This window comes from Leptospira hartskeerlii (assembly GCF_002811475.1).
GTDB classification, from domain to species: domain Bacteria; phylum Spirochaetota; class Leptospiria; order Leptospirales; family Leptospiraceae; genus Leptospira_B; species Leptospira_B hartskeerlii.
Window position 1 is genome coordinate 86,496 of sequence record NZ_NPDL01000008.1, and the last position, 19,214, is coordinate 105,709.

Consider the following 19,214-nt stretch of genomic DNA (forward strand, 5'->3'; position numbering starts at 1 on the left):
AGCCAGAGAATTGAAAGTAGCTCGGATAGGTTTTCTGACTCACGCCAAGGTTCGGACCCTTCCCGTCTTTCGACAGTGGTCTTGTCCGACCGTTTAGGCGTTTACAGCTGCGGGTACAGTTCCGGGTTTTCACCGGATTCCCTTTTCAGATCTACTTGCAAGACCAGGTTCCCAACCCAAGTCGGAGGGGCAATCTGAAAAAGGAGACTTTGGAGAGGCCAGTGTGTAGGAACTCCTACATTTTCGAATTCTCAAAGAAATATTTTCTTGATGTAAGATAAAAATCGGAAAGGATTCACGAATTCGTGGCCCAAAGGGAATTCCCTTCGGGTCTACCTACATAACAGGGAGCACCGAACTCGAATGAAACGATTTTCATCCTTAAGATTTCTTTTATTAGGGATCTTTCTTTTAACTACCTCATCCTTATCCGCAGCCGGAACTTATTCCGAGGGTTGGACTGTTGCAAAATTGATCCAATTCGAAAGCAGAGGGGTCATCTTTGAATCCTACGAAGGTTTGTTAGAAGTTTATACTATAAACGATTCAGAAGCTTGCGACGAAATGAAAGACGAATGTTTTGTTCCAGCGAAACAAAAAATCGAATTCAGTGTTCGTCCTGAAAACGCAGATGTGGTGAACTTCTTAAGCAAAAGTTTAAACCAAGAAATTTTGGTCCAATACAGGATCCATAGATTCGAACCAATCGCTTTATCTTCGGACTACGAAGTGATCGGAGCACAACTCCAAGAAAGATCACTTCCTAAGGGTCTGCCTGATAAGATCGTAAGCAAAAGCAAATCCGGAGGAAAACGAAATTTTTCCGTTACTGGACGTATTCTAAGTTTGGAATATAAGGGAACCATGGTAGGGACTTGGGAAGGATTATATCTGGATGAGACCAGAAATAAAGTACACCCATTCTCAGTAACAGACGAAGAGATCGCGAACTTCGCTACTAACACTCTTAAATTCGGACTTAGGTACTTCATAGGAGTTTCAGTTGCCTACGTGACCGGTTGGAGAGATTCTCGTTACGATATCTATGAGATCAACTTTAAAGCACCAGCGGGAGCATTGGAACCTACCGGAAAGACCGAATAATTCACATTAACGTTTTATTAAATAGAAAGCCGATGCTGGAGTTGTTCCTGCATCGGCTTTTTTATTCTAAGGGTGGAAATTTCCATCTAACTGGATTTTAGGTCCTTTTCCCGGAAAATCAGATTTAGTTAAAGACTGGATCAGTTCCGTAGTCTTAGCATCCGGATCAGGCGCAGGGATCCCATTTTGGCTTAATTGCAATGGATGGATCTTACCTTTGATAAAATTCCCTTGTTTGTCGAGGTCCGCTTCCAAGACCAAAGAATAACCGCCATATCCTTTCGTGGAGAATACTCTATATCCTAAAAAGTTCCCTAAAGAATATGCTATCAATTTTCCTTTATACAATTCGAATGCTCTTGGTAAGTGAGGACCATGTCCAATGAATAGATCTGCACCTGCATCGATCAAAGCGTGAGAAAGTGCGACTAGGTTTCCTCTATATTCTCCGTAAAATCTTTCCTGCTCATTTTTTACGTGTAAGGCCGGTCCACCTTCCGCTCCGCCATGAACGGATATAAAAACCAATTGAGCTTTTTTCTTGGCTTCTTTTACGAGAGCAACGCCTTCTTCAATTTGGTTCACATGATTATGAGCGCTTTCCATATGACTGAATCCGATCCAAGCCACTGAAATTCCTTTTACGTTCATATATGTGATCGCACCTTTTTTTCCGGTGAATCTAACTCCCGCTTCGGAAAGATTTTTACCTGTATCTTCGAAACCTTGTTGGTGAAAATCTAAACTATGGTTGTTCGCGATGGAAACTATATCGAACCCAACATCCTTTAGGATTTTTGCATATGATGGAGGAGTTCTGAAAGCGAATATAAGAGGGCGATTGATATTTTTAGCACAATGAGGATAATCAGTCAGAGTGCTTTCAAAATTCGCAAATAGTATATCTGCACCTCTTAAACTCGGTTCAACCTGAGAGAACAAAGTGTTTTTAGGATCGGACGGAAGTTTATTCTCCGGATAATTGGTTCCCATTACCAAATCTCCCACCGCTTTGATCTTCAAAGTTTCCGGTTCTACGGATTCGATCGGCTGGCATTGAGAAAATAAAAGAGAGAGTCCCAAAAGAGAGGACAATGCAAGGATTCTATACATAGTGGAAGGATTTTAAAAACCCTATCCCTGGAAAAGCGGTTTTTCTAAGTTCGGGACGGCTTCAATTACCTACATTCTACTGAATCGTCAAAGGAAGAAATCCAGCGTCCGCACCAATTGTCAGACCGGATGTTTGGGAAGTCACTTCTCCACTCACGCTATAACGTATTATGCAAGATCCAGGATTAACCGTACTAAAATTCAAATTACTTATTGGATTATACGGAGGACTAAAAGTAAAAGGCCAAAAATTCGGAGAAGTACCGGAAGGACAAGAAGATACGTCTATATCAAAACCGACTGTCACATCATTGCTTGTCCAATCTGAGGGAACCGTTCTAAGACCTACTTGGTACGTTGCAGTTGCGCCCGCAGTTACGGATAACACCACCGGAGTAAATACGAGTAATGAATTACCTCCTCCTGTTACTAAGGAAAGTAATGCGACTGCTGCCTTCTCAGGATCCTTTTTATCTTCTTCCGAAAGACCTAAGAACTCCTTACCTACATCTGTTCCGGTAAGCACAAGCCCACAACTTATGTTATGGGCAATGAGCATAAGGAATATAAAGCTCGTAATAAATTTATTTCTAAGGCAAAGAGAGATTCGCATGATTTATGTTTAATAATAAATTTATTGAAAAAGCAAGCCTTAAAATCGGATCAGGTTCCCATTTTATGTCGGAAAACCTCGTAAACCACCGATCCTTATAGTATGCAATCTATTCCCTGCAATACTTGTTCTAATTCTGAATTCACTCCGCTCTTCTCCAAAGCCAGTCCCAAAGGAGAGATCTTTCAAATAGTAGAATGCAAAAAATGTAAATTGGTTCAGGTCAATCCTCAACCTAGCTTAGAAGAAGTTTCCAAGTATTATGAAGATTCTTACTTCACCCAAAGAACGGACAGAGGTTACGATAATTATTATTCAGAAGAAACTAAAAAGGAGATCGCAAGAGTATTTAATCTGAATCTGAAAGATCTAGGATTTTTCGATTGGGAAAGAATGTTAGGTTCCGAAAGATCCGCGTTAGATGTAGGATGTGCTGCCGGTTATTTTTTAGATTATCTAAAAAACAGAAACTGGAAAACAAAAGGTTTAGATATCGCAAGCGGACCTGTTCGTTTTGCAAAAGAAACTTTAGGTTTAGATGTGGAGCAAAAAGATTTTCTGACCTGGGACTTGGACGGAAAAGAAAAATTCGATCTGATCACTCTTTGGGCAAGTATAGAACATCTGCATCACCCGAAAGAAACACTTCAAAAAATCCTAAGACATTTAAAGCCAGGAGGAAGAATGATCCTTTCTACCTGTAGATACGGAGTTCTTGCAAAATACCTGGGACCGAAGTGGAGATATTTGAACGTTCCGGAACATCTCTATTATTATAGTTTGCCAGGCATTATTTCTTTAGGAAATGAATTGGGTTATATTCCGCTCGGCCATATCTCTTACGGGAGCGGTCTGACTGCAAAAAAAGGATCCGGGATCTTTTATAAAACTTCTAAGAAGTTTGCAGATTGGGCGGTCAAAAAATTTGACCAGGGTGATATGATGGCAGTTTGTTTCGGAGTGGCGAGGTAATTCTCTTGGAGCCCGGATTATGGGGTTACGGTTACGCTTAAATTTCCGAGGTTAGTTCCTACACTCGGAAGTCCGGATCCGATGGCCGTATCCACAATATGCGATACTTCGCCCGTTCCGGTAATAAAACAGTTAAAAGAAACATCGGCAAAAGTCACAGGGTACTGGTCGTCATTAAATACAGCGAACACTCCTTCTTGTGGAGCGCAAGACATTATCCCATTCCAGACCAGATCGATACGTAACTCCCCTGTGCCTGAACCTGGCCAGTAATGAACAGTAATATCATATGCTGCTTTTCCCGTTGAGGCGGAAAACGTCAAAGGAGAAGGAGAAAAACTAAGTAAACCGCCCGAATTCCCGGTTAACAAACCTAGGGTAACCAACATCGAATTGTTATTATTATCTTGAGATGCCTTAGCAACCTCTTCTTCGGCTTGGTAGCCTAAAGCGAGCCCACAATCCAAAACCAGGATCGCAAACAATAATATTATAAATTTATAAAGTATAGAATTGAATAAAAGACGGCAAGATAACATTTGCGAATTCCCTTAGCAGTATGATAAGCGAATATAAGGTCTATACACAAGTAGGATTTTTGTAACGGTTAAATTTATTGACCGAAAACGAGAAGCAGCATCCCTCGAAGGAGGGATGCTTTCATATTATTAATGTTTTTCTTTGCCGGGTTCCTTTGCTGGAGGAGTATCTTTTACTTTGATAATCTTAGTGGCGAAGATCACCTTATATACTTCCTTTTTTAAAAGAGTAAACTCATGCTTTTGCCCGTTTGAATCTTCCGTTTCCAATTTAAGAGAGTCCACATCTTGTCCCACTACTCTCGCTTCGGTTGTTTTACCGGTTCTCAGAATGATCATACTGTAATTTTTGCCGGCATGTTCCGCTGGACTTGTTTTATCCAAATACTTACGTAGAGCATCTTCTAATTCTCTTTCGGTTTTGGAAAAGAACTCAGCATGAGCCTTCGTTCTTTCTTCCTCGAAGAATTTTTCGTATTGGTCTCTATGAACGAATCTGGTTCCCAAATCACATTCGTTAACTGTTACTTTATAGAATACTATAGTGCTGAAAAAACCAGTAAGCACATTCGCAGCTGCCTGCCACCAATTTACGGAATGTTCTGCGAAGTAGACCTTACCTTCTTTCTTTTCTATTTCTATATCCCTCGAACCGGGGATACGCCAGAGACCATAGACAGCGAACCAACGATTATAATGAGTTAGTTCCTCGCAGGGTTTACTTCCTGTTTCCAGGCCTAGTTTATCTTCTCCAGCGAATTCTATTCTTTTATCTAAAGTACAGTTTTGGAGAAGTAATGCGGTTATACCGATCAGGGTAATAATTTTACAAAAATTCGAATATCGTCTACTTGGAAGCATACGACATGTTCAATACGCTATAATAACGTAATCAAATCTATTTTAATTCTGTCCGATTTTTTTTGGGGAAAGCGTAGAAGTTTTTCTGCTCTTAGGATCTGCGGTTATAGCCACCGGCCATAAGGCCTTCTTCTGAGGTTTGTCCTTGAACAACCTTACGAAAAAGTAAAATGGTACTGCGATTGCCAAAAATAGAAAAAGGTATCTGGGAAGAGTGGATTCTAAAATGGATTCGCGTATTAAGCCTAAGGCACGTCCCTCATTTTCCGGGATCTTATTGCGATAATCGGAGCCGTATTCATAGGCATATACTTTTAACTTCAGGCCTCTCCAAGCCTTTTCGATCGGATTCAATCTATTCTCGTATGCAAATTCCGAACTAACCCGATCTAATTTTAATACGCTACCGAGCATTGCGCTGATCAGAAAAAAGCAGAATGGAATTCCCACCAGAAGCAGGAACAAAGGAGAAGAAGATCTTTTACTTGAAGGGACCTTCTTCACTTGTTTTTTATTCTTCGGATTCACTGAACTCATCACCTAAAACTTTGACTGTGCAGACACACTGTCCTTCTCTATTAGTATCGAACGAAAGTCCTTGCTTTTCCAAGGAGTTTTTCTAAGGTTCTAAAGAATTGCAAACATGCGACATATTCGTTTCCTTCTTCTAATCTTATTAGCCTCCTGCACCACCGTGGGATTCCATAAAACTTCAGTGAGAGATACCTACGAATACGGAAAAATGAAATTTATCCGAGTATGCGTATGGAAAGATGAAAACGTCTCGGCAGAGAGAATGGACTATCTATTCGATTCTTGGAATGAAGAATTAGTCCTCTATAATCTACAGGCAAAGGTCGCTCAAGTAAAAGATTGGAAAAGACCTGGATGGACCGGAAAAGCGATTATGGAAGAACTCTATAAAGCGGAATTGCCGGACGGTTGCGATCGTATCTTGGCATTGGCAGGAGTTAGAGTTTCGGATATCGCATACGAATTTGCCTCTTATATTTTAGCATTATTCTTTATTCCCACATTCGAAGTTTTAGGAGCAGTGGATAGCCCCACAGGAAGCAGAGGATTTGTTCTAGCTCATACTGCATCTCTTGGACATTTGCTCGTAGGTGGCGCCGCGAGCACTATGGTTCACGAAGGATACCATTTACTAGGATGTGGACACGCATTCTATCTTTCAGAATGTTACGGACAGATCCGAGATCTAAAAGCAACTTCCGAAATCGCGGGCGATTCCTTTTTTCCAGTCACATATCCTGGCGGAGGATTTATCACCTCTCGAAAACAATTGAATTATTTCTTTTTAGGACGTTAAACTTGCAGTCAACTCTTGTTTCTAGATTTAGTGAAGAAACCTTAGGGTATCTATACGCTCTGGCAGGAACAGTATTATTCTCCTCTAAAGGAGTGATCGTTAAACTAGTTTATAAATTTGGAATAGACTCAGTCACTGTTTTGGCACTCAGAATGATATTTGCCATTCCATTTTTCGCATTTGTTCTCTACCAAGAATCCACTAAAAATTCGGACAAGCCTATTACTAGAAAAGATTACGGCATTGTAGTTTCACTTGCATTCATAGGTTATTATATGGCCAGCTTTTTCGATTTTTGGGGACTGGAATACTTATCGGCCTCCATGGAAAGACTGGTATTATTTACGTTTCCAGCGCTCGTTCTTCTTTTAGGATCTGTTTTTTTAAAGAAGAAGGTTCACAAGATCGAGATCTACTCTGTGGCGCTCACATACTCAGGCATCTTATTGGCATTTTTACCTGATGCAGAAGCCCAAGGAAGATCTGCTTGGATCGGGGCTGTCTTAGTATTTCTTTCCGCACTGGCCTACGCAGTTTATCTAATAGGAAGCGGACAAATGATCCCTAAACTGGGTTCTCGAAAATTCACCGCACTTTTGATGATCTGGTCCGGAATTTTTGTGCTCATCCATTTCTTTTCTACGAAGAATTATAAAATCCTAATACACCAACCGTGGCAAGTCTATGGCTACGGATTTGCATTGGGATTTTTGACCACAGTCGTGCCTGCATTCTTAACCACCGCAGGGATACAAAGAATAGGTTCGAATAAGGCGTCCATCGCTGGAAGTGTCGGCCCAGTATTTACTTTATTTTTAGCGGCGATTCTTTTGGGAGAGATCATCACCTGGGAGAATATTATCGGAACTGTAGTAGTTCTTTCAGGAGTTTTTCTATTAGGAAGAAAGAAGAAGGTCTTGGAGTAGTTAGGGATCCTCAGCCGTTAATATCGATCACTAACATCGCCATATCGTCTCCGAACACTCCTTCTGAAAATTGAAATACTTCCGAAACAACCTGATCCAAATATTCATCTAAATTCCCAAGATCTCTATGTTGAAGCAGAATGTCCTGGAATCCTGGAAGATCTAATATCCTACCTTCCGCATTGAATACTTCGTACATTCCGTCAGAGTAGAATACTATTCTATCACCTTTTTGTAATTTAATAGATTCGTTAAAATATTCGATAGAATCGAAGATCAAAAGAGGAAGATTCATACCTTTTAGTTCCATCTTCTCTTCTCCCCTAAACAGAACGATAGGAGGATGCCCCGCATAAGAATAGACCAACTTTTTTTCTAAAGGAAAAAATCTAGCCCAGACCGCAGCGATATGATGCTCCACCACCATCGGCTTTAGATCTTTCACAAACTGTTGGATACCTTCCGCTGGAGAAAGACCTGCTTTCGCGTGATGTCTAAATGAAAGTACTGCCATCCCGGAAACCATAGCTGAAGAAATCCCGTGACCGGAAACATCTCCGAACAATATATCTAGCACACCATTCTCATGTTGGATATACGTTATGATATCTCCCCCCACTTTTTCAAAAGGCCGGAAATAACTATCCATTTTATAAAAAGGTGAAGTAGGAAATTCTCTCGAAACCAAGGATCTTTGCGTGAGTCGCGCCAATTCCAAATCGTGATTCATTCTTTCATAAAAATCATTCAGATCGGATTCTCTTTTTTGTCTATCGAATGCCAGGACGATCAGGTCGCCAACTAATCTCAAGATATAAATATCTTCTTCCGTCCAAAGTTTTTGGCCTTTTACCGAATCGAATCCGATAAAACCGAGCTCTTCATCTCTAGAAGAAAGACCTACCACCACCAAGGAACGAGTTCCTCTTCTTTCCAAAAGATTTCTCAAGGAAGCATGTGTAGATGGAACATTATCCAAAGAATCATAAACGACATGGCCTTTGTTGCTAATTGTGTCGTAATCCGATTTAGGAAATGTTTCTATAGGAAGATTTTGTAATAGATGGATCCTATGTTCGATTCCATCCGCGCACCATTCATTTGTGTTAGAGATGGTCAAGCCGGCGTGAGTGTATAAAAATAAAAATGCTCTGTCCGCTCCGCAGAATTTTCCAAGTTCGCCTAACGCATGGTTCACTGCGTCCGTGGTATTCCCAGGTTCTACACTTAAAAAATATCTAGAGAGTTGGGTGAGTAAACTTTCTAACGCAATTGTTCTTTTGAGCCTGGACTCTGCGGCTCGAATGGAGGTTACGTCCTTCTGCACTCCCCAAGCGCGGAGTAAGAATCCATTCTCCACCACTCCCAAAGCTGTGCTTAGAAAATATTTACGTTTTCCTCTTAGATCTATCTCTTCGGATTCACTGTCGTGAATCTTATAACCGGAACGAATGAATTCGTTAATTCCGAATATATTCATCTTGTTAATCGGCCCAACAAGATCTTTTAATAGAATACCTTTGATCTCTTCCGCATTATGATACCCGTAGATCCTGGCCATAGTATCATTGCAATGAGTCAGTCTTGCATTCTCATAGATCAGCCTACACTGTTCCTCAATGGGAAGAGCAATGTCTAGAGGAGAATCCAACTCGTAGGACCAGATCCCTTCCGGGGACCTACGAAAATAACCGTCTACCTTCTCGATCTCATCGAGTCGGGTTTTGTAATCCAATTCCATTCGTGCCAGGTGGCCCTTGCCATTTTTCTATTTATCGGTTGAGGCAGCCGGGGAATTTTCCCGGTTTTTTTATTTTCTGCCCTCCCAATTTGTCCGGGGCCCGCTGTATTTTTATATCCGGACCACAAGGAGGCGCCAATGAAAACCGAATATAGGAACTCGATCAACCAAGAAAAAATATCTGCTCTTGCCGAAATGCTCGCAGACAAACTCATCGAAGAAATCCGCAAAAGAGCCTTGGAAAAACACGAAAATTTCCCAAAAGAGGCGGCATAAAACGGAATGTTGTCAGAAAAAACCGATTGCCAAGGGACATTTTACTTACAGAATTCCGCTGGTCGGAGGTGGGAATGTCCCAAGGCGATTTTTTTCGGATCCGTAAAAGTTTTCTGATCGGTTTTACCGGTCTGACACTGTTTTTCACAAATTCATGCGGCTATAACACGATCCAAGTCCAAGACGAACAGGTAAAAGCTGCCTGGTCAGAAGTAATCAATATGTATCAGAGAAGAGCGGATCTCATCCCGAACCTGGTCAACACAGTCAAAGGATACGCCGCTCAAGAAAAAGAAGTATTGATCGAAGTGACTAGAGCTCGTGCCAGCGTTGGTTCCGTCCAAGCCACACCTGAAGTATTAAATAATCCTGAACTATTTGCAAAATTCAACCAGGCACAAGGGCAAATGACCTCTGCTCTATCCAGATTGATGGTAGTGGTAGAAAAATATCCGGACCTGAAATCGGACAAAAGTTTTATCGGATTACAAGCTCAATTAGAAGGTACTGAAAACAGGATCGCTGTTGCAAGAAACCGCTATATCACTTCTGTCCAAGAGTATAATATCACAGTCAGAACATTTCCGAACGTGATCACCGCTAAAATTTTCGGCTACGACGTAAAACCGAATTTCAGCGTAGAAAACGAAAAAGAAATTTCTAAACCTCCTCAAGTCCAATTTTAAAACCTGGATTTTCAGATGAGAAGGCTGTTCTTTCTTCCAATTTTACTATTCTGCTCCGGGATTTTCGCAGACCAGATCCCTATACCCAAATTGGCCCACAGAGTCACTGACCTGACTTCTACATTAAGCGAAGAAGAAGTTTCGAATTTAGAAAATAAACTAAAAGACTTCGAAAAACGTAAAGGAAGCCAAGTGGTCTTGGTCATTATCCCGACAACCGGAGACGAGACTATAGAGCAATATTCCATCCGCTTAGCTGAGGATTGGAAAATAGGAAGAAAAGGAACAGCCGACGGAGTTATTTTCTTAGTCGCAAAAGACGATCGAAAAATGCGTTTCGAGATCGGACGAGGGTTAGAAGGAGCAATACCTGACGTAACCAGCAAAAGAATACAGGTAGAATACGTTAGGCCCTTATTCAAAGAAGGTAAGTATTTCGAAGGGATTGACCAGGGAATCGAAAAAATACTCGGTCTTATTGAAGGAGAACCTCTACCTGAGCCAAGCTCTACCAGCTACGAATCATCTAGTCCGGGAACCGAAGATGATAATTTCGGACTTTATATAGGCGCATTGGTTGTTATAGGGATCGTAATAGGATTTTTATTCAAAAAATTGTTCAGCCTTCTCCAAGCAGGACTTGCTACATATGTAGGATATTGGGTGGGAGGATTATTAGGTTTTTCTTTAGAAGTAATGCTTCCACTTTTAGTGATCTTCTTTATACTTCTCTGTATCATCTACATTGCAGCCAAAAATCCAGGCTCCGGAGGTGGTGGGGGATGGTCCGGAAGTTCTTGGAGTTCCTATGGTTCCAGCGATTCGGGTTGGAGTTCCTCATCCTCAGGCGATTCTTTCAGCGGCGGTGGAGGAGATTTTAGCGGAGGGGGGTCCTCTTCGGATTGGTAATTCTTATGAGTAAAAATCCTTCTTTAACCGAAAGACTAGTACGCAATATTTTTGCAGGATTCTTGGACCTATTTAGGATAGGGAACGGACCTCTATCAGGTTTCACTTTATTACGAAAATATTTTAGCTCTAAAGATCTGAGAGAGATCACATCTGCCGTTGCTAATTCTGAAAAAACTCATAGAGGAGAATTAAAAGTCGCGGTCGAAACGAAGATCCCATTCTTCCAAATATTCTCCGGTAAAACTGCGAGGGATAGAGCATTAGAAATGTTCTCTTTCTTAAAAGTTTGGGACACGGAAGAAAATACAGGAATACTGATCTATATTCTTCTTTCCGAAAAAAAGATCGTAACCTTGGCGGATCGTGGTATTTATAAAAAGATAGGACAGGAAAGATTAAATCTAATCTCTTCTAAAATAGGAGAAGGTTTCAGGTCCAAGGCTCCGAAAGATGCTATCCTTACAGGGATCAAAGAGCTGACCGAAGAATTAAGCAAACATTTCCCTGCCAGAAAGAAAAATCCGAACGAGATCTCGAACGAACCGTATATAAGTTAAGAATATTAGAAACTTCTAATTTTATTCACCATGGAATAGAGACCGTTCCTCCGGCTCATAGAAAGATGTTTGTCTAAACCGATCTCTTTTAAAAATTCCAAGGATGCGGACTTGATCTCATCTTTTGTTCTTCCCGAGAAAACCCTTAAGAGCAATGCAATCATTCCTTTTGTGATCGCAGAGTCACTGTCCGCTTGGATAAATAATTTTCCTTCCTTTTCTTCCGGGACAACCCAGACCCTGGACTGGCAACCTGGAACCAGTCTATCTTCCGTTTTTAATTCAGGAGCCAAAACAGGAAGCTCGTCCCCTATCTCGATCAGCATCTGGTATCTTTCTTCCCAGTCTGCCGCCTCCGAGAACTCGGCGATAATTTCTTTTTGCGCTTCTTCCAGAGTAGGCATCCTTTTCCCCAGGTTGTTTTCTTCTAGGCTAAAAACCATGGTTTCCCCGGAAACAAAATAATTTGAACGCGAGGCATTCTCTTATTTTAGACGATTCTTCAAATATTTAACCAGATAGAAAATCCCGACAGCAATCAACGCTAAAGGAATAATATAGATCAAAGAAAGTATCAGCTTTAATCCAAGACTTGCGAGATCGATAAACGCATCTCCAAAACTAGGGACTTCTACAGCCTTCGGTTTTTTAGGGCCGTACATATGAATGCTGATCTTTGCCCAGTTGACTCTATCCATAATTTTCCATTTTTCGAATTCGGCAGAATCGGCTGAGTCTTCAGATTGTCCTAATAATTCTTCAATTTCTGCCGCGTTTTTAGGCGTGGATCTGGCTCCAAGATCAGTCCTTCTTGCGATCCTGATCTTCTCTCTTTTGGCATGGATCTGTTCTAAAGTATAATTTTCAGTATGATCTTCTACTTGGATATTTTCAGAAGTAAGTGTACCGATCTTCTCTAATTCCATCAAAACCTGATATAGATCGGAGGACTTTACATGAATGACAGCTGTCATACTCGGCTCAGTATCTCCTCCCCAATTCTGAAGACTTTCACTCTGCACGAATCCATACTTGCCGGAAAGTTCTAATAGGAATTTTCGAGCCGCAATAAAATCTTTGGTCTCGAAATTGAGATCTACCTTATATTCTAAAAGCCGACCTATCTTTAGATTTCCGATCTTTGGAGTTGCAAAGGTTTTGATCTGATCCTCTGGAGCTTCTTCTTCCCTTTCGCCTGCCTTGTCGGAAAGTTTTTTCTCCGTTTCCGGCATTGACTTTCCATCCGCAGAAGCAGAAGGCGTAGGAGCCGATGCGAATCTTGAATTGGAATCTAAATCTGAAAGTTCTCCAGATTGTTTTTGGGAATTTTCGGCCTTACAGACCAAAAGTGAAGATATGATTAAGATTGATATTATAAAGCGAAACATTCATTTCTCCTAATAACCCTATACATCCCGCATCAAAGCTCGGACATACTTAGGAGAAACAAATGGCTCTCTTTATTTTTTTTCGATTTTTATCGAATGTTTGGGCGAAATACTTTCCGGATTATTTATTAAAACGGAGCGTAGATCACTCCTAATTTGTCGACTTCATCGCCGCTTCTTCCATGAAATCCTACGATTCCCCAGCCGCTAGGTGCTGTGTATGTAGTACAGGTAGAAGTTGTAGATCCGCCAGTAAGAAGTCTAGATAGATTCGTATGGAATTGCGCATAAAAAACTCTAGTACGGCCACTTTTTACGCCGCTGCAAAGTTTAACTTGGTCTACATATTCTCCAGATCCCAAGGTCAAAGTTTGTAAAGTTCCACCGGTACCTCCATGGCTTAAAACAGTTCCATTCGTTAATTGTAATGAAACCGCATCAATTCTAGATCCGGATCTTAAGCTTATTTTAGATGTGCGAGGAGAAGAAGCTATCGAATTCACATCATTGAATGGAGTCCCATGCGGCCCACCTATTGAATCACTATACACTAAATTCTTCAAAATAGAATAATTGAATGTAGAAGAAACAGCATAATGGTCAGAAAGCATAACTCCTGTCACAGGATGAACGAATCTTGCTTCTTCGATCAGGTAAGTGCTAGGAGATAAGGAAAGATATGAATTTCCACGGTAGAACATTTTATCCACTACCTCACAGCCAGCGCTTGTTCTATGACCGTCGCAATCCATCAAAGCATCTGCGCCTTGAGTAGGATAAGATCCTCCTCGGATCAATTGGATCCAAACATCTGTAAATCCATGATTGCTAAACTCACGGATATTATCTCCAGATCTGGTGTATCTTGTATTTGTATCACCCATCACAATCACTGCGTTCCCCGCAGAGTTTGCTTCTATAAAACTTAGAATTTGTAATACATTCGATCTTCTGGAAGATAGATCCGCGTCTTCTGTACCTGCATTCGTATGTAAATTATAAACATCCAGAAATATTCCAGGTGCTATCGTATGTCTTGCTAAAGTAAATCCTTTAGGAGTTAGACAATCAGTTCCATTACAAGCATCCCACTTATCTCTTTCGAAATCAGTAAAAGGAAAATAAGAAAGAGTATTTAAACCGTCTCCAAATCCCATTCCTCCGCTTGTAGCCGTTCTGTATGGATGCACATCATTTGCATACAAGGCTGCATGATAATTGAAATCTTCTTGTACTTGGACCAGATCGAATGGGGTAAGCAATGGTCCAATATAAGGAGTGTTCTCACTTGGATTTGAACTGGAAAAAGGTTCCAGTAGTCCTGCCACATTATAGGTAAGCAGCGAGAATGTTCCAGACCCGTATACAGTATCACCTGCTGCGAGGCTTGAATAATTTGCGCCAATTTTCGTTTGGTCCGGTTTCTGGATCAGTCCCAGTAAACCTTCCGTGTTTATGCCCTTCTCCCCATTACAATTGAATAGGAATAATAAAATCCCTATCAAAAGGGGGTATCCCTTTTTACTTTGCTCGATTTTCATTTTTTTGGATTCTCTCCGTTTTTGATATCGAACGAGTAGTATAAATATAAGTATTATATCCTAATTAGAAATTCCTTATATGGTCATTTTTTTTATTAAGGAACTCTTTTACCTGTTCCGGCTTCTAAAATTTGGAACCATTCCTCTCTTTCCAACTCTACTTGAAATGATTTTGCGGCGGATCTGATACGGTTCGGCTCATTCGTCCCTAAAACTGGGATCAATTTCGCAGGATGAAAAAGATACCAAGAGAATAATATCGCATCCGGTGTTGTATCCTTCTTCTTTGCAATGTCTTCTAACGTTTTATGTAGGATGGACTCTTGTTCTGTTTTAGGTCGGAAGACACGTCCGCCAGCAGTCGGAGACCAGATCATCGGTCGTATTCGTAATTCTTGGGTCTGATCAAATACCCCATTCACTAAAGGATCAATATGGAAAGGATGGAATTCCACCTGATTCGTAACCAAAGGAAAATCCAATCTAGACTGCAGAAGTGAAAATTGAGAAGGAGTAAAATTAGAAACTCCGAAATGGTTAACTTTGCCGCTTTCTTTCAAGGAGCGAAATACTTTTGCAACCTCGTCCACATTCATAAGAGGATCAGGTCTATGAATCAGAAAAAGATCTATTTTATCTATATTCAGTTTTTTTAATGAATTTTCCGCTGAACGGGTTAAATATTCCCCGGACGTATCGTAGTGTTTTACTGAAATTCCGGTACGATTCGGACCAGGGAGTTGAATTCCCGCCTTAGTGATAATCTTGATCTTCTCTTTTAGATCTGGCCTGGATTTTAATACCGCCCCAAATCTTTTTTCATTCCCATATTCTCCATATAGATCCGCATGATCGAATGTATCTATCCCTGATTCCAGACAAACTTCTACCTTTTCTAAAATCCTATCGGAGCTTACTCCTTTTGGATCGGTATGTAATCTCCAACAACCGTATACCAGTCTGGAAAAACTGGGACCTTCCTTAGAAAGGGCAATATTCATCTTCCTTCTCCGATACAAAAACTCATGGTATACGTATTTTAGAAGAAGCAACCGGATCAAGGCGGAAATGAAAAGACTTGCCTTTCCATTCTATAGTTTTATAAAAGTTTTCATTCTCTAACGGGAGAGCCTCTATGAAAACAAATACAATTTCCCGATCTGGCAAATCCGCAATTAAGAAAGTTTCCCTTAACAAAACTAAGCCGAAAGGTATAGGCCGGGTAGAAAGATCTTTTTTCCCCGGAAAGGAACTCCCCAGAATTTACGGTCCGGGAGACACAAACGCTTTAGAGTCTGGCTTTTTACCAGCATGGATCTCTAAAAATAAAAAATCAATCGAGGCTGATCTTTTAGAATACGGCGCCGTATTATTCAGAGGTTTTCAAATTTCTTCCGCCCAAGAATTCGAAAACGTTGCTCTAAGCTTGGATAAAAATCTGAAGACCGACTATTTGGGAACTTCTCCCAGAAATAAAGTCACTCAGTTTGTTCATACAGCGAGCGAACTTCCTCCTCATTATCCGATCATGCAACATGCGGAGATGAGCTTTTTGGACAAGCCTCCCCGTAAACTGATGTTCTTCTGTGCTGTTGCCCCAAAGGAACATGGAGAAACTCCAATCGCGGACCTTAGGAAGATATACGAAGACTTGGATCCGGATCTATTAAAAAAATTTGAAACTAAAGGAGTCAAATACATCCGCAAATACGACGGACCTAACGCTTCTCGTTATAATCTTTGGAAAACAAAACGTTGGGATGAGATGTTCTCCACCAAAGAAAAAAAACAAGTGGAGAAGATTGCGGCACAACAAAGATTCCAAGTAGAATGGCTACCCGAAGACGGATTAAAACTCACTAATAAACAGGTTGCAGTGCGTAAACACCCTATCGCCAAAACAAAGGCATGGCATAATCATAGCCAGGTATTCCACCAAGACGCAGCCAGATTGGAATATGCAAAAATTCTAAAACAGCAAGGAACTATCCGAAGCTTGATCCTAGCGGGAGTTTTGTATGTTCTCACATTCTTAAAGAAAAAGTTAGTGGAACCTAAGGATCAGGACACGAATGTGATCTTCGGAGATGATTCAGAGATCAGTGTTTCCGAAATAGACAAGGTTAGCCAAACATTCTGGAAACATTTATCCATATTCTCCTGGCAAAAAGGTGACGTTCTTTTGATAGACAATTATTCCGTTTCCCATGGAAGATTACCATTCTCCGGACCAAGGGAAATTTTAGTCACCTGGACGGACTAAAATATAGTTTAAAAAATCCTAAAATATTAAACAGCAGCGGGCGACAAATTCCGCATTAGGGAAACACATGCAAGATTACGATTTAGTTAGATTGAATTTCAGTCCAGGGGGTCTCCTTGTCCTGAATATCTGCTTGGGACTTATCATGTATGGGGTCTCTTTAGAATTAACCGTTGCCGATTTTACGAATTTAAGAAGACAGCCTAAAGCAGCGATAGTCGGTCTATTTTCTCAATTGGTATTATTGCCCGCTCTCACAGTGGGATTACTTTATATTTTGAAACCTCATCCCGGTTTGGCTCTCGGAATGATCCTAGTGGCAGCTTGTCCCGGCGGGAATATGTCCAATTTTATCAGCCTTCTTGCAAAAGGAAATGTCCCACTCTCTATTTCGTTAACTGCAACTACGACAGTTCTCGCCTGGTTCTTTACTCCGTTTAACTTTTTCTTTTGGGGAAAGTTATACTCTCCCGCGGCAGACAGATTAAAAGAGATCCATTTAAATCCTGCGGATGTATTTCTTTCTATTTTTCTAATATTGGTTTTACCCCTAATTTTAGGCGCTCTCACAAATCATTTTCTTCCTAAGTTAGCGTCTTCTTTAAAAAAGCCGATGAGAATTGGATCCACAGTTCTACTCGGAGTATTTATACTTATCGCGTTCGTCGGGAACTGGAGATCTTTCGTGGAATTCGGACCCGTTTTGTTTTGGCTCGTACTTCTTCATAACGGTTCCGCTTTAATAATAGGATATCTTGCTTCTTGGCTTGCAGGTCTTGCGCATAAAGAAAGAAAAACAATCTCCCTGGAAACGGGACTCCAAAACTCAGGACTTGGTCTCATCTTAATTTTTACATTCTTCCAAGGAATAGGATCCATGGCTCTCATCGCAGCTTGGTGGGGAGTGTGGCATTTGATTAGCGGCCTCTCCTTGGCCGCAATCTGGGGGAGAGAAAAAGCAACCTAATGTCTAAACCTACTCTTTCTTTTTGGTTCGAATTTGCGAGCACCTATTCTTATTTAACTGCAGGAAGAATTAAATCCTTGGCGGAAAAGGAAGGTATCTTAATAGAATGGAAACCATTTTTGTTAGGACCAATTTTTAAAGACCAAGGAATGTCCGATTCTCCATTTAATCTTTTTCCTACAAAAGGAAAATACATGTGGAAAGATTTAGAAAGAAGGACCGAAAAATACGGACTTCCTTTTTCTAAACCGGATACTTTTCCGCAAAACGGTTTAAAGGCGGCGAGGATCACAATTGCAAATCTGGATAAACCCTGGGTTCATCATTTTATATTAGAAACATATAAAGTAGAATTTTCTCAAAAACAGGATATCTCAAATGTTTCGGTCCTTTCCCAAATCTTAAAATCCTTAGGACAAAATCCTGAAAATATAATCTCTACTTCCGAATCGGATGAGAACAAAAACAAACTCAGGGAAAACACCGAACAAGCCAGGAAACTTGGGATTTTCGGAGCGCCCAGCTTTATCGTAAATGGGGAATTATTTTGGGGAGACGATCGTTTAGAAGATGCGATCGAATTCCTAAAAAGTAGATCTTAACTGATCTTCATACTAGTCAGAGATACTGAACTCTGGATGATATCATTATAAAAATGGATCTCTTCCTTCTCCTCCGCCAATGCCAAAGCATATAACATAGGAAAATAATGTTCCGGAGTAGGAATGGCAATCTGCGCTGCTGTTCCCAATTTTTGATAATTAGCCAGACTCTTCCAATCTCTCTTTTGGATCAGATCTTTGAACGTCTCGTTTGCATCTAAAGCCCAGTCATGCGCTTTGTCTTGGTTTTTCCAATCATAAAGACGTAAGTTATGAACCAAGTCTCCGCTACCCAAAACCAGAACACCCTCCTCTCTTAGCTTAGATAAAGACTTTGCAAATTCGTAATGCCATTCTCCGGACTTGGTAGCATCTAAACTCAATTGGACTACAGGAATATTTGCCTTAGGATACATGTTCCTAAGAACACTCCAAGTCCCGTGATCCAATCCCCAGGAATCATCCTGAACCACTTCCGCTTGTTTAGATTTAGAAAGTTCTTCCGCTAGTTTTGGATCTCCAGGCGCAGGATATTGCACATCGAATAATTCCTGAGGAAACCCGTAAAAATCATGAATCGTAGGCGGGTGTTGGTTTGCGGTTACGTATGTTCCCCGTGTAAACCAATGTGCTGAAATACTCAAGATTGCTTTGGGTTCCGTGAAATCTTTCGTAGACTCCGCCCATGTGTCGGCTAACGGATTTGGTCCGAGAGCGTTCATTGGACTTCCATGGCCTACAAAAAATACCGGTAGTTTCTGCATAATTCCCTTCTTTTCTTTTAGACTTCTTGTAATTAAAACAGTTACAAGATATTTCAATT

Annotated in this window: 22 protein-coding genes and 1 riboswitch; of the genes, 11 read left to right on the forward strand and 11 right to left on the reverse strand. The window is 40.8% G+C overall.

Annotated elements, in window-relative coordinates:
- Positions 1-10 precede the first annotated feature (10 nt).
- Positions 11-186: riboswitch (cobalamin riboswitch) on the reverse strand.
- Positions 187-363: 177 nt separating this feature from the next.
- Positions 364-1,104, forward strand: coding sequence for a surface adhesion protein Lsa26 (gene lsa26 / locus CH352_RS14840; protein ID WP_100706758.1), 741 nt, complete (start codon positions 364-366; stop codon positions 1,102-1,104).
- 66 nt (positions 1,105-1,170) lie between these two features.
- On the opposite strand, the gene CH352_RS14845 is transcribed toward lsa26, so the two are convergent.
- Positions 1,171-2,217, reverse strand: a complete 1,047-nt coding sequence (locus CH352_RS14845) for a CapA family protein (protein ID WP_207766678.1) — start codon at positions 2,215-2,217, stop codon at positions 1,171-1,173.
- Positions 2,218-2,293: 76 nt separating this feature from the next.
- Positions 2,294-2,776, reverse strand: a complete 483-nt coding sequence (locus CH352_RS14850) for a hypothetical protein (RefSeq protein WP_100706757.1) — start codon at positions 2,774-2,776, stop codon at positions 2,294-2,296.
- A gap of 156 nt (positions 2,777-2,932) precedes the next feature.
- Here CH352_RS14850 and CH352_RS14855 point away from each other — a divergent pair, with 156 nt between their 5' ends.
- Positions 2,933-3,802, forward strand: a complete 870-nt coding sequence (locus CH352_RS14855; protein ID WP_100706756.1) for a class I SAM-dependent methyltransferase — start codon at positions 2,933-2,935, stop codon at positions 3,800-3,802.
- Positions 3,803-3,819: 17 nt separating this feature from the next.
- Here CH352_RS14855 and CH352_RS14860 read toward each other — a convergent pair whose 3' ends face one another.
- From CH352_RS14860 to CH352_RS14870, 3 genes are all read right to left on the reverse strand, one after another.
- On the reverse strand, positions 3,820-4,341 hold the full coding sequence (locus tag CH352_RS14860; RefSeq protein ID WP_100706755.1) for a hypothetical protein: 522 nt from the start codon (positions 4,339-4,341) through the stop codon (positions 3,820-3,822).
- Positions 4,342-4,470: 129 nt separating this feature from the next.
- On the reverse strand, positions 4,471-5,202 hold the full coding sequence (locus CH352_RS14865) for an LIC_13076 family protein (protein WP_100706754.1): 732 nt from the start codon (positions 5,200-5,202) through the stop codon (positions 4,471-4,473).
- Positions 5,203-5,244: 42 nt separating this feature from the next.
- Positions 5,245-5,739 (reverse strand): hypothetical protein, encoded by a 495-nt coding sequence (locus CH352_RS14870; protein ID WP_100706753.1) that lies wholly within the window; start codon positions 5,737-5,739, stop codon positions 5,245-5,247.
- 106 nt (positions 5,740-5,845) lie between these two features.
- Between CH352_RS14870 and CH352_RS14875 the strand changes: the two genes are divergently transcribed.
- Both CH352_RS14875 and CH352_RS14880 read left to right on the forward strand, forming a co-directional pair.
- Entirely contained in the window at positions 5,846-6,532 is a 687-nt protein-coding gene (locus CH352_RS14875; RefSeq protein ID WP_100706752.1) for a hypothetical protein, read from the forward strand.
- Positions 6,533-6,534: 2 nt separating this feature from the next.
- Positions 6,535-7,458, forward strand: a complete 924-nt coding sequence (locus tag CH352_RS14880) for a DMT family transporter (RefSeq protein WP_100706751.1) — start codon at positions 6,535-6,537, stop codon at positions 7,456-7,458.
- 10 nt (positions 7,459-7,468) lie between these two features.
- On the opposite strand, the gene CH352_RS14885 is transcribed toward CH352_RS14880, so the two are convergent.
- Entirely contained in the window at positions 7,469-9,199 is a 1,731-nt protein-coding gene (locus CH352_RS14885) for a GAF domain-containing SpoIIE family protein phosphatase (protein ID WP_100706750.1), read from the reverse strand.
- Positions 9,200-9,337: 138 nt separating this feature from the next.
- Between CH352_RS14885 and CH352_RS19060 the strand changes: the two genes are divergently transcribed.
- The 4 genes from CH352_RS19060 to CH352_RS14900 all read left to right on the forward strand — a co-directional run bounded on the left by CH352_RS19060 (position 9,338) and on the right by CH352_RS14900 (position 11,630).
- Positions 9,338-9,475, forward strand: coding sequence for a hypothetical protein (locus CH352_RS19060; RefSeq protein ID WP_165780177.1), 138 nt, complete (start codon positions 9,338-9,340; stop codon positions 9,473-9,475).
- 74 nt (positions 9,476-9,549) lie between these two features.
- A complete protein-coding gene (locus CH352_RS14890; protein ID WP_100706749.1) occupies positions 9,550-10,161 on the forward strand; it encodes a LemA family protein in 612 nt (203 codons plus the stop codon).
- Positions 10,162-10,176: 15 nt separating this feature from the next.
- The gene (locus CH352_RS14895; protein ID WP_100706748.1) at positions 10,177-11,070 is read left to right on the forward strand and encodes a TPM domain-containing protein; all 894 of its coding nucleotides are present in this window, start codon (positions 10,177-10,179) and stop codon (positions 11,068-11,070) included.
- Between the two features lie 5 nt (positions 11,071-11,075).
- A complete protein-coding gene (locus CH352_RS14900; protein WP_100706747.1) occupies positions 11,076-11,630 on the forward strand; it encodes a TPM domain-containing protein in 555 nt (184 codons plus the stop codon).
- Positions 11,631-11,635: 5 nt separating this feature from the next.
- Here the strand turns inward: CH352_RS14900 and CH352_RS14905 are convergent, their stop codons facing one another.
- The 4 genes from CH352_RS14905 to CH352_RS14920 all read right to left on the reverse strand — a co-directional run bounded on the left by CH352_RS14905 (position 11,636) and on the right by CH352_RS14920 (position 15,560).
- Positions 11,636-12,034: a SufE family protein gene (locus CH352_RS14905; RefSeq protein ID WP_100706974.1), complete on the reverse strand. Its 399-nt coding sequence runs from the start codon at positions 12,032-12,034 to the stop codon at positions 11,636-11,638.
- Between the two features lie 81 nt (positions 12,035-12,115).
- Positions 12,116-13,018, reverse strand: coding sequence for a DUF4349 domain-containing protein (locus tag CH352_RS14910; RefSeq protein WP_100706746.1), 903 nt, complete (start codon positions 13,016-13,018; stop codon positions 12,116-12,118).
- 128 nt (positions 13,019-13,146) lie between these two features.
- Complete coding sequence (locus CH352_RS14915; protein WP_100706745.1) at positions 13,147-14,559, reverse strand: jacalin-like lectin; 1,413 nt, start codon at positions 14,557-14,559, stop codon at positions 13,147-13,149.
- Between the two features lie 95 nt (positions 14,560-14,654).
- Positions 14,655-15,560 carry an aldo/keto reductase gene (locus tag CH352_RS14920; RefSeq protein ID WP_100706744.1) on the reverse strand — a complete coding sequence of 302 codons (906 nt, stop codon included), beginning with the start codon at positions 15,558-15,560 and terminating at the stop codon, positions 14,655-14,657.
- A 134-nt stretch (positions 15,561-15,694) separates the two neighbouring features.
- Between CH352_RS14920 and CH352_RS14925 the strand changes: the two genes are divergently transcribed.
- From CH352_RS14925 to CH352_RS14935, 3 genes are all read left to right on the forward strand, one after another.
- The gene (locus CH352_RS14925; protein WP_100706743.1) at positions 15,695-16,822 is read left to right on the forward strand and encodes a TauD/TfdA family dioxygenase; all 1,128 of its coding nucleotides are present in this window, start codon (positions 15,695-15,697) and stop codon (positions 16,820-16,822) included.
- Positions 16,823-16,889: 67 nt separating this feature from the next.
- Complete coding sequence (locus CH352_RS14930) at positions 16,890-17,789, forward strand: bile acid:sodium symporter family protein (RefSeq protein ID WP_100706742.1); 900 nt, start codon at positions 16,890-16,892, stop codon at positions 17,787-17,789.
- Entirely contained in the window at positions 17,789-18,391 is a 603-nt protein-coding gene (locus CH352_RS14935) for a 2-hydroxychromene-2-carboxylate isomerase (RefSeq protein WP_100706741.1), read from the forward strand. The genes CH352_RS14930 and CH352_RS14935 overlap by 1 nt, the downstream gene beginning before the upstream one ends.
- On the opposite strand, the gene ygiD is transcribed toward CH352_RS14935, so the two are convergent.
- Positions 18,388-19,155, reverse strand: coding sequence for a 4,5-DOPA-extradiol-dioxygenase (ygiD, locus tag CH352_RS14940; protein WP_100706973.1), 768 nt, complete (start codon positions 19,153-19,155; stop codon positions 18,388-18,390). The two genes, CH352_RS14935 and ygiD, sit on opposite strands and share 4 nt — an antisense overlap.
- Positions 19,156-19,214: the final 59 nt, after the last annotated feature.

Coding starts and splice junctions, on each gene's coding strand:
- CH352_RS14850 (WP_100706757.1), bottom strand. CDS start 2,776: ATGCTCATTGCCCATAACATAAGTTGTGGGCTTGTGCTTACCGGAACA.
- CH352_RS14860 (WP_100706755.1), bottom strand. CDS start 4,341: ATGTTATCTTGCCGTCTTTTATTCAATTCTATACTTTATAAATTTATA.
- CH352_RS14910 (WP_100706746.1), bottom strand. CDS start 13,018: ATGTTTCGCTTTATAATATCAATCTTAATCATATCTTCACTTTTGGTC.
- CH352_RS14845 (WP_207766678.1), bottom strand. CDS start 2,217: ATGTATAGAATCCTTGCATTGTCCTCTCTTTTGGGACTCTCTCTTTTA.
- CH352_RS14875 (WP_100706752.1), top strand. CDS start 5,846: ATGCGACATATTCGTTTCCTTCTTCTAATCTTATTAGCCTCCTGCACC.
- lsa26 (WP_100706758.1), top strand. CDS start 364: ATGAAACGATTTTCATCCTTAAGATTTCTTTTATTAGGGATCTTTCTT.
- CH352_RS14915 (WP_100706745.1), bottom strand. CDS start 14,559: ATGAAAATCGAGCAAAGTAAAAAGGGATACCCCCTTTTGATAGGGATT.
- CH352_RS14900 (WP_100706747.1), top strand. CDS start 11,076: ATGAGTAAAAATCCTTCTTTAACCGAAAGACTAGTACGCAATATTTTT.
- CH352_RS14930 (WP_100706742.1), top strand. CDS start 16,890: ATGCAAGATTACGATTTAGTTAGATTGAATTTCAGTCCAGGGGGTCTC.
- CH352_RS14905 (WP_100706974.1), bottom strand. CDS start 12,034: ATGCCTACTCTGGAAGAAGCGCAAAAAGAAATTATCGCCGAGTTCTCG.
- CH352_RS14890 (WP_100706749.1), top strand. CDS start 9,550: ATGTCCCAAGGCGATTTTTTTCGGATCCGTAAAAGTTTTCTGATCGGT.
- CH352_RS19060 (WP_165780177.1), top strand. CDS start 9,338: ATGAAAACCGAATATAGGAACTCGATCAACCAAGAAAAAATATCTGCT.
- CH352_RS14935 (WP_100706741.1), top strand. CDS start 17,789: ATGTCTAAACCTACTCTTTCTTTTTGGTTCGAATTTGCGAGCACCTAT.
- CH352_RS14885 (WP_100706750.1), bottom strand. CDS start 9,199: ATGGAATTGGATTACAAAACCCGACTCGATGAGATCGAGAAGGTAGAC.
- CH352_RS14925 (WP_100706743.1), top strand. CDS start 15,695: ATGAAAACAAATACAATTTCCCGATCTGGCAAATCCGCAATTAAGAAA.
- CH352_RS14870 (WP_100706753.1), bottom strand. CDS start 5,739: ATGAGTTCAGTGAATCCGAAGAATAAAAAACAAGTGAAGAAGGTCCCT.
- CH352_RS14865 (WP_100706754.1), bottom strand. CDS start 5,202: ATGCTTCCAAGTAGACGATATTCGAATTTTTGTAAAATTATTACCCTG.
- CH352_RS14920 (WP_100706744.1), bottom strand. CDS start 15,560: ATGAATATTGCCCTTTCTAAGGAAGGTCCCAGTTTTTCCAGACTGGTA.
- ygiD (WP_100706973.1), bottom strand. CDS start 19,155: ATGCAGAAACTACCGGTATTTTTTGTAGGCCATGGAAGTCCAATGAAC.
- CH352_RS14855 (WP_100706756.1), top strand. CDS start 2,933: ATGCAATCTATTCCCTGCAATACTTGTTCTAATTCTGAATTCACTCCG.
- CH352_RS14895 (WP_100706748.1), top strand. CDS start 10,177: ATGAGAAGGCTGTTCTTTCTTCCAATTTTACTATTCTGCTCCGGGATT.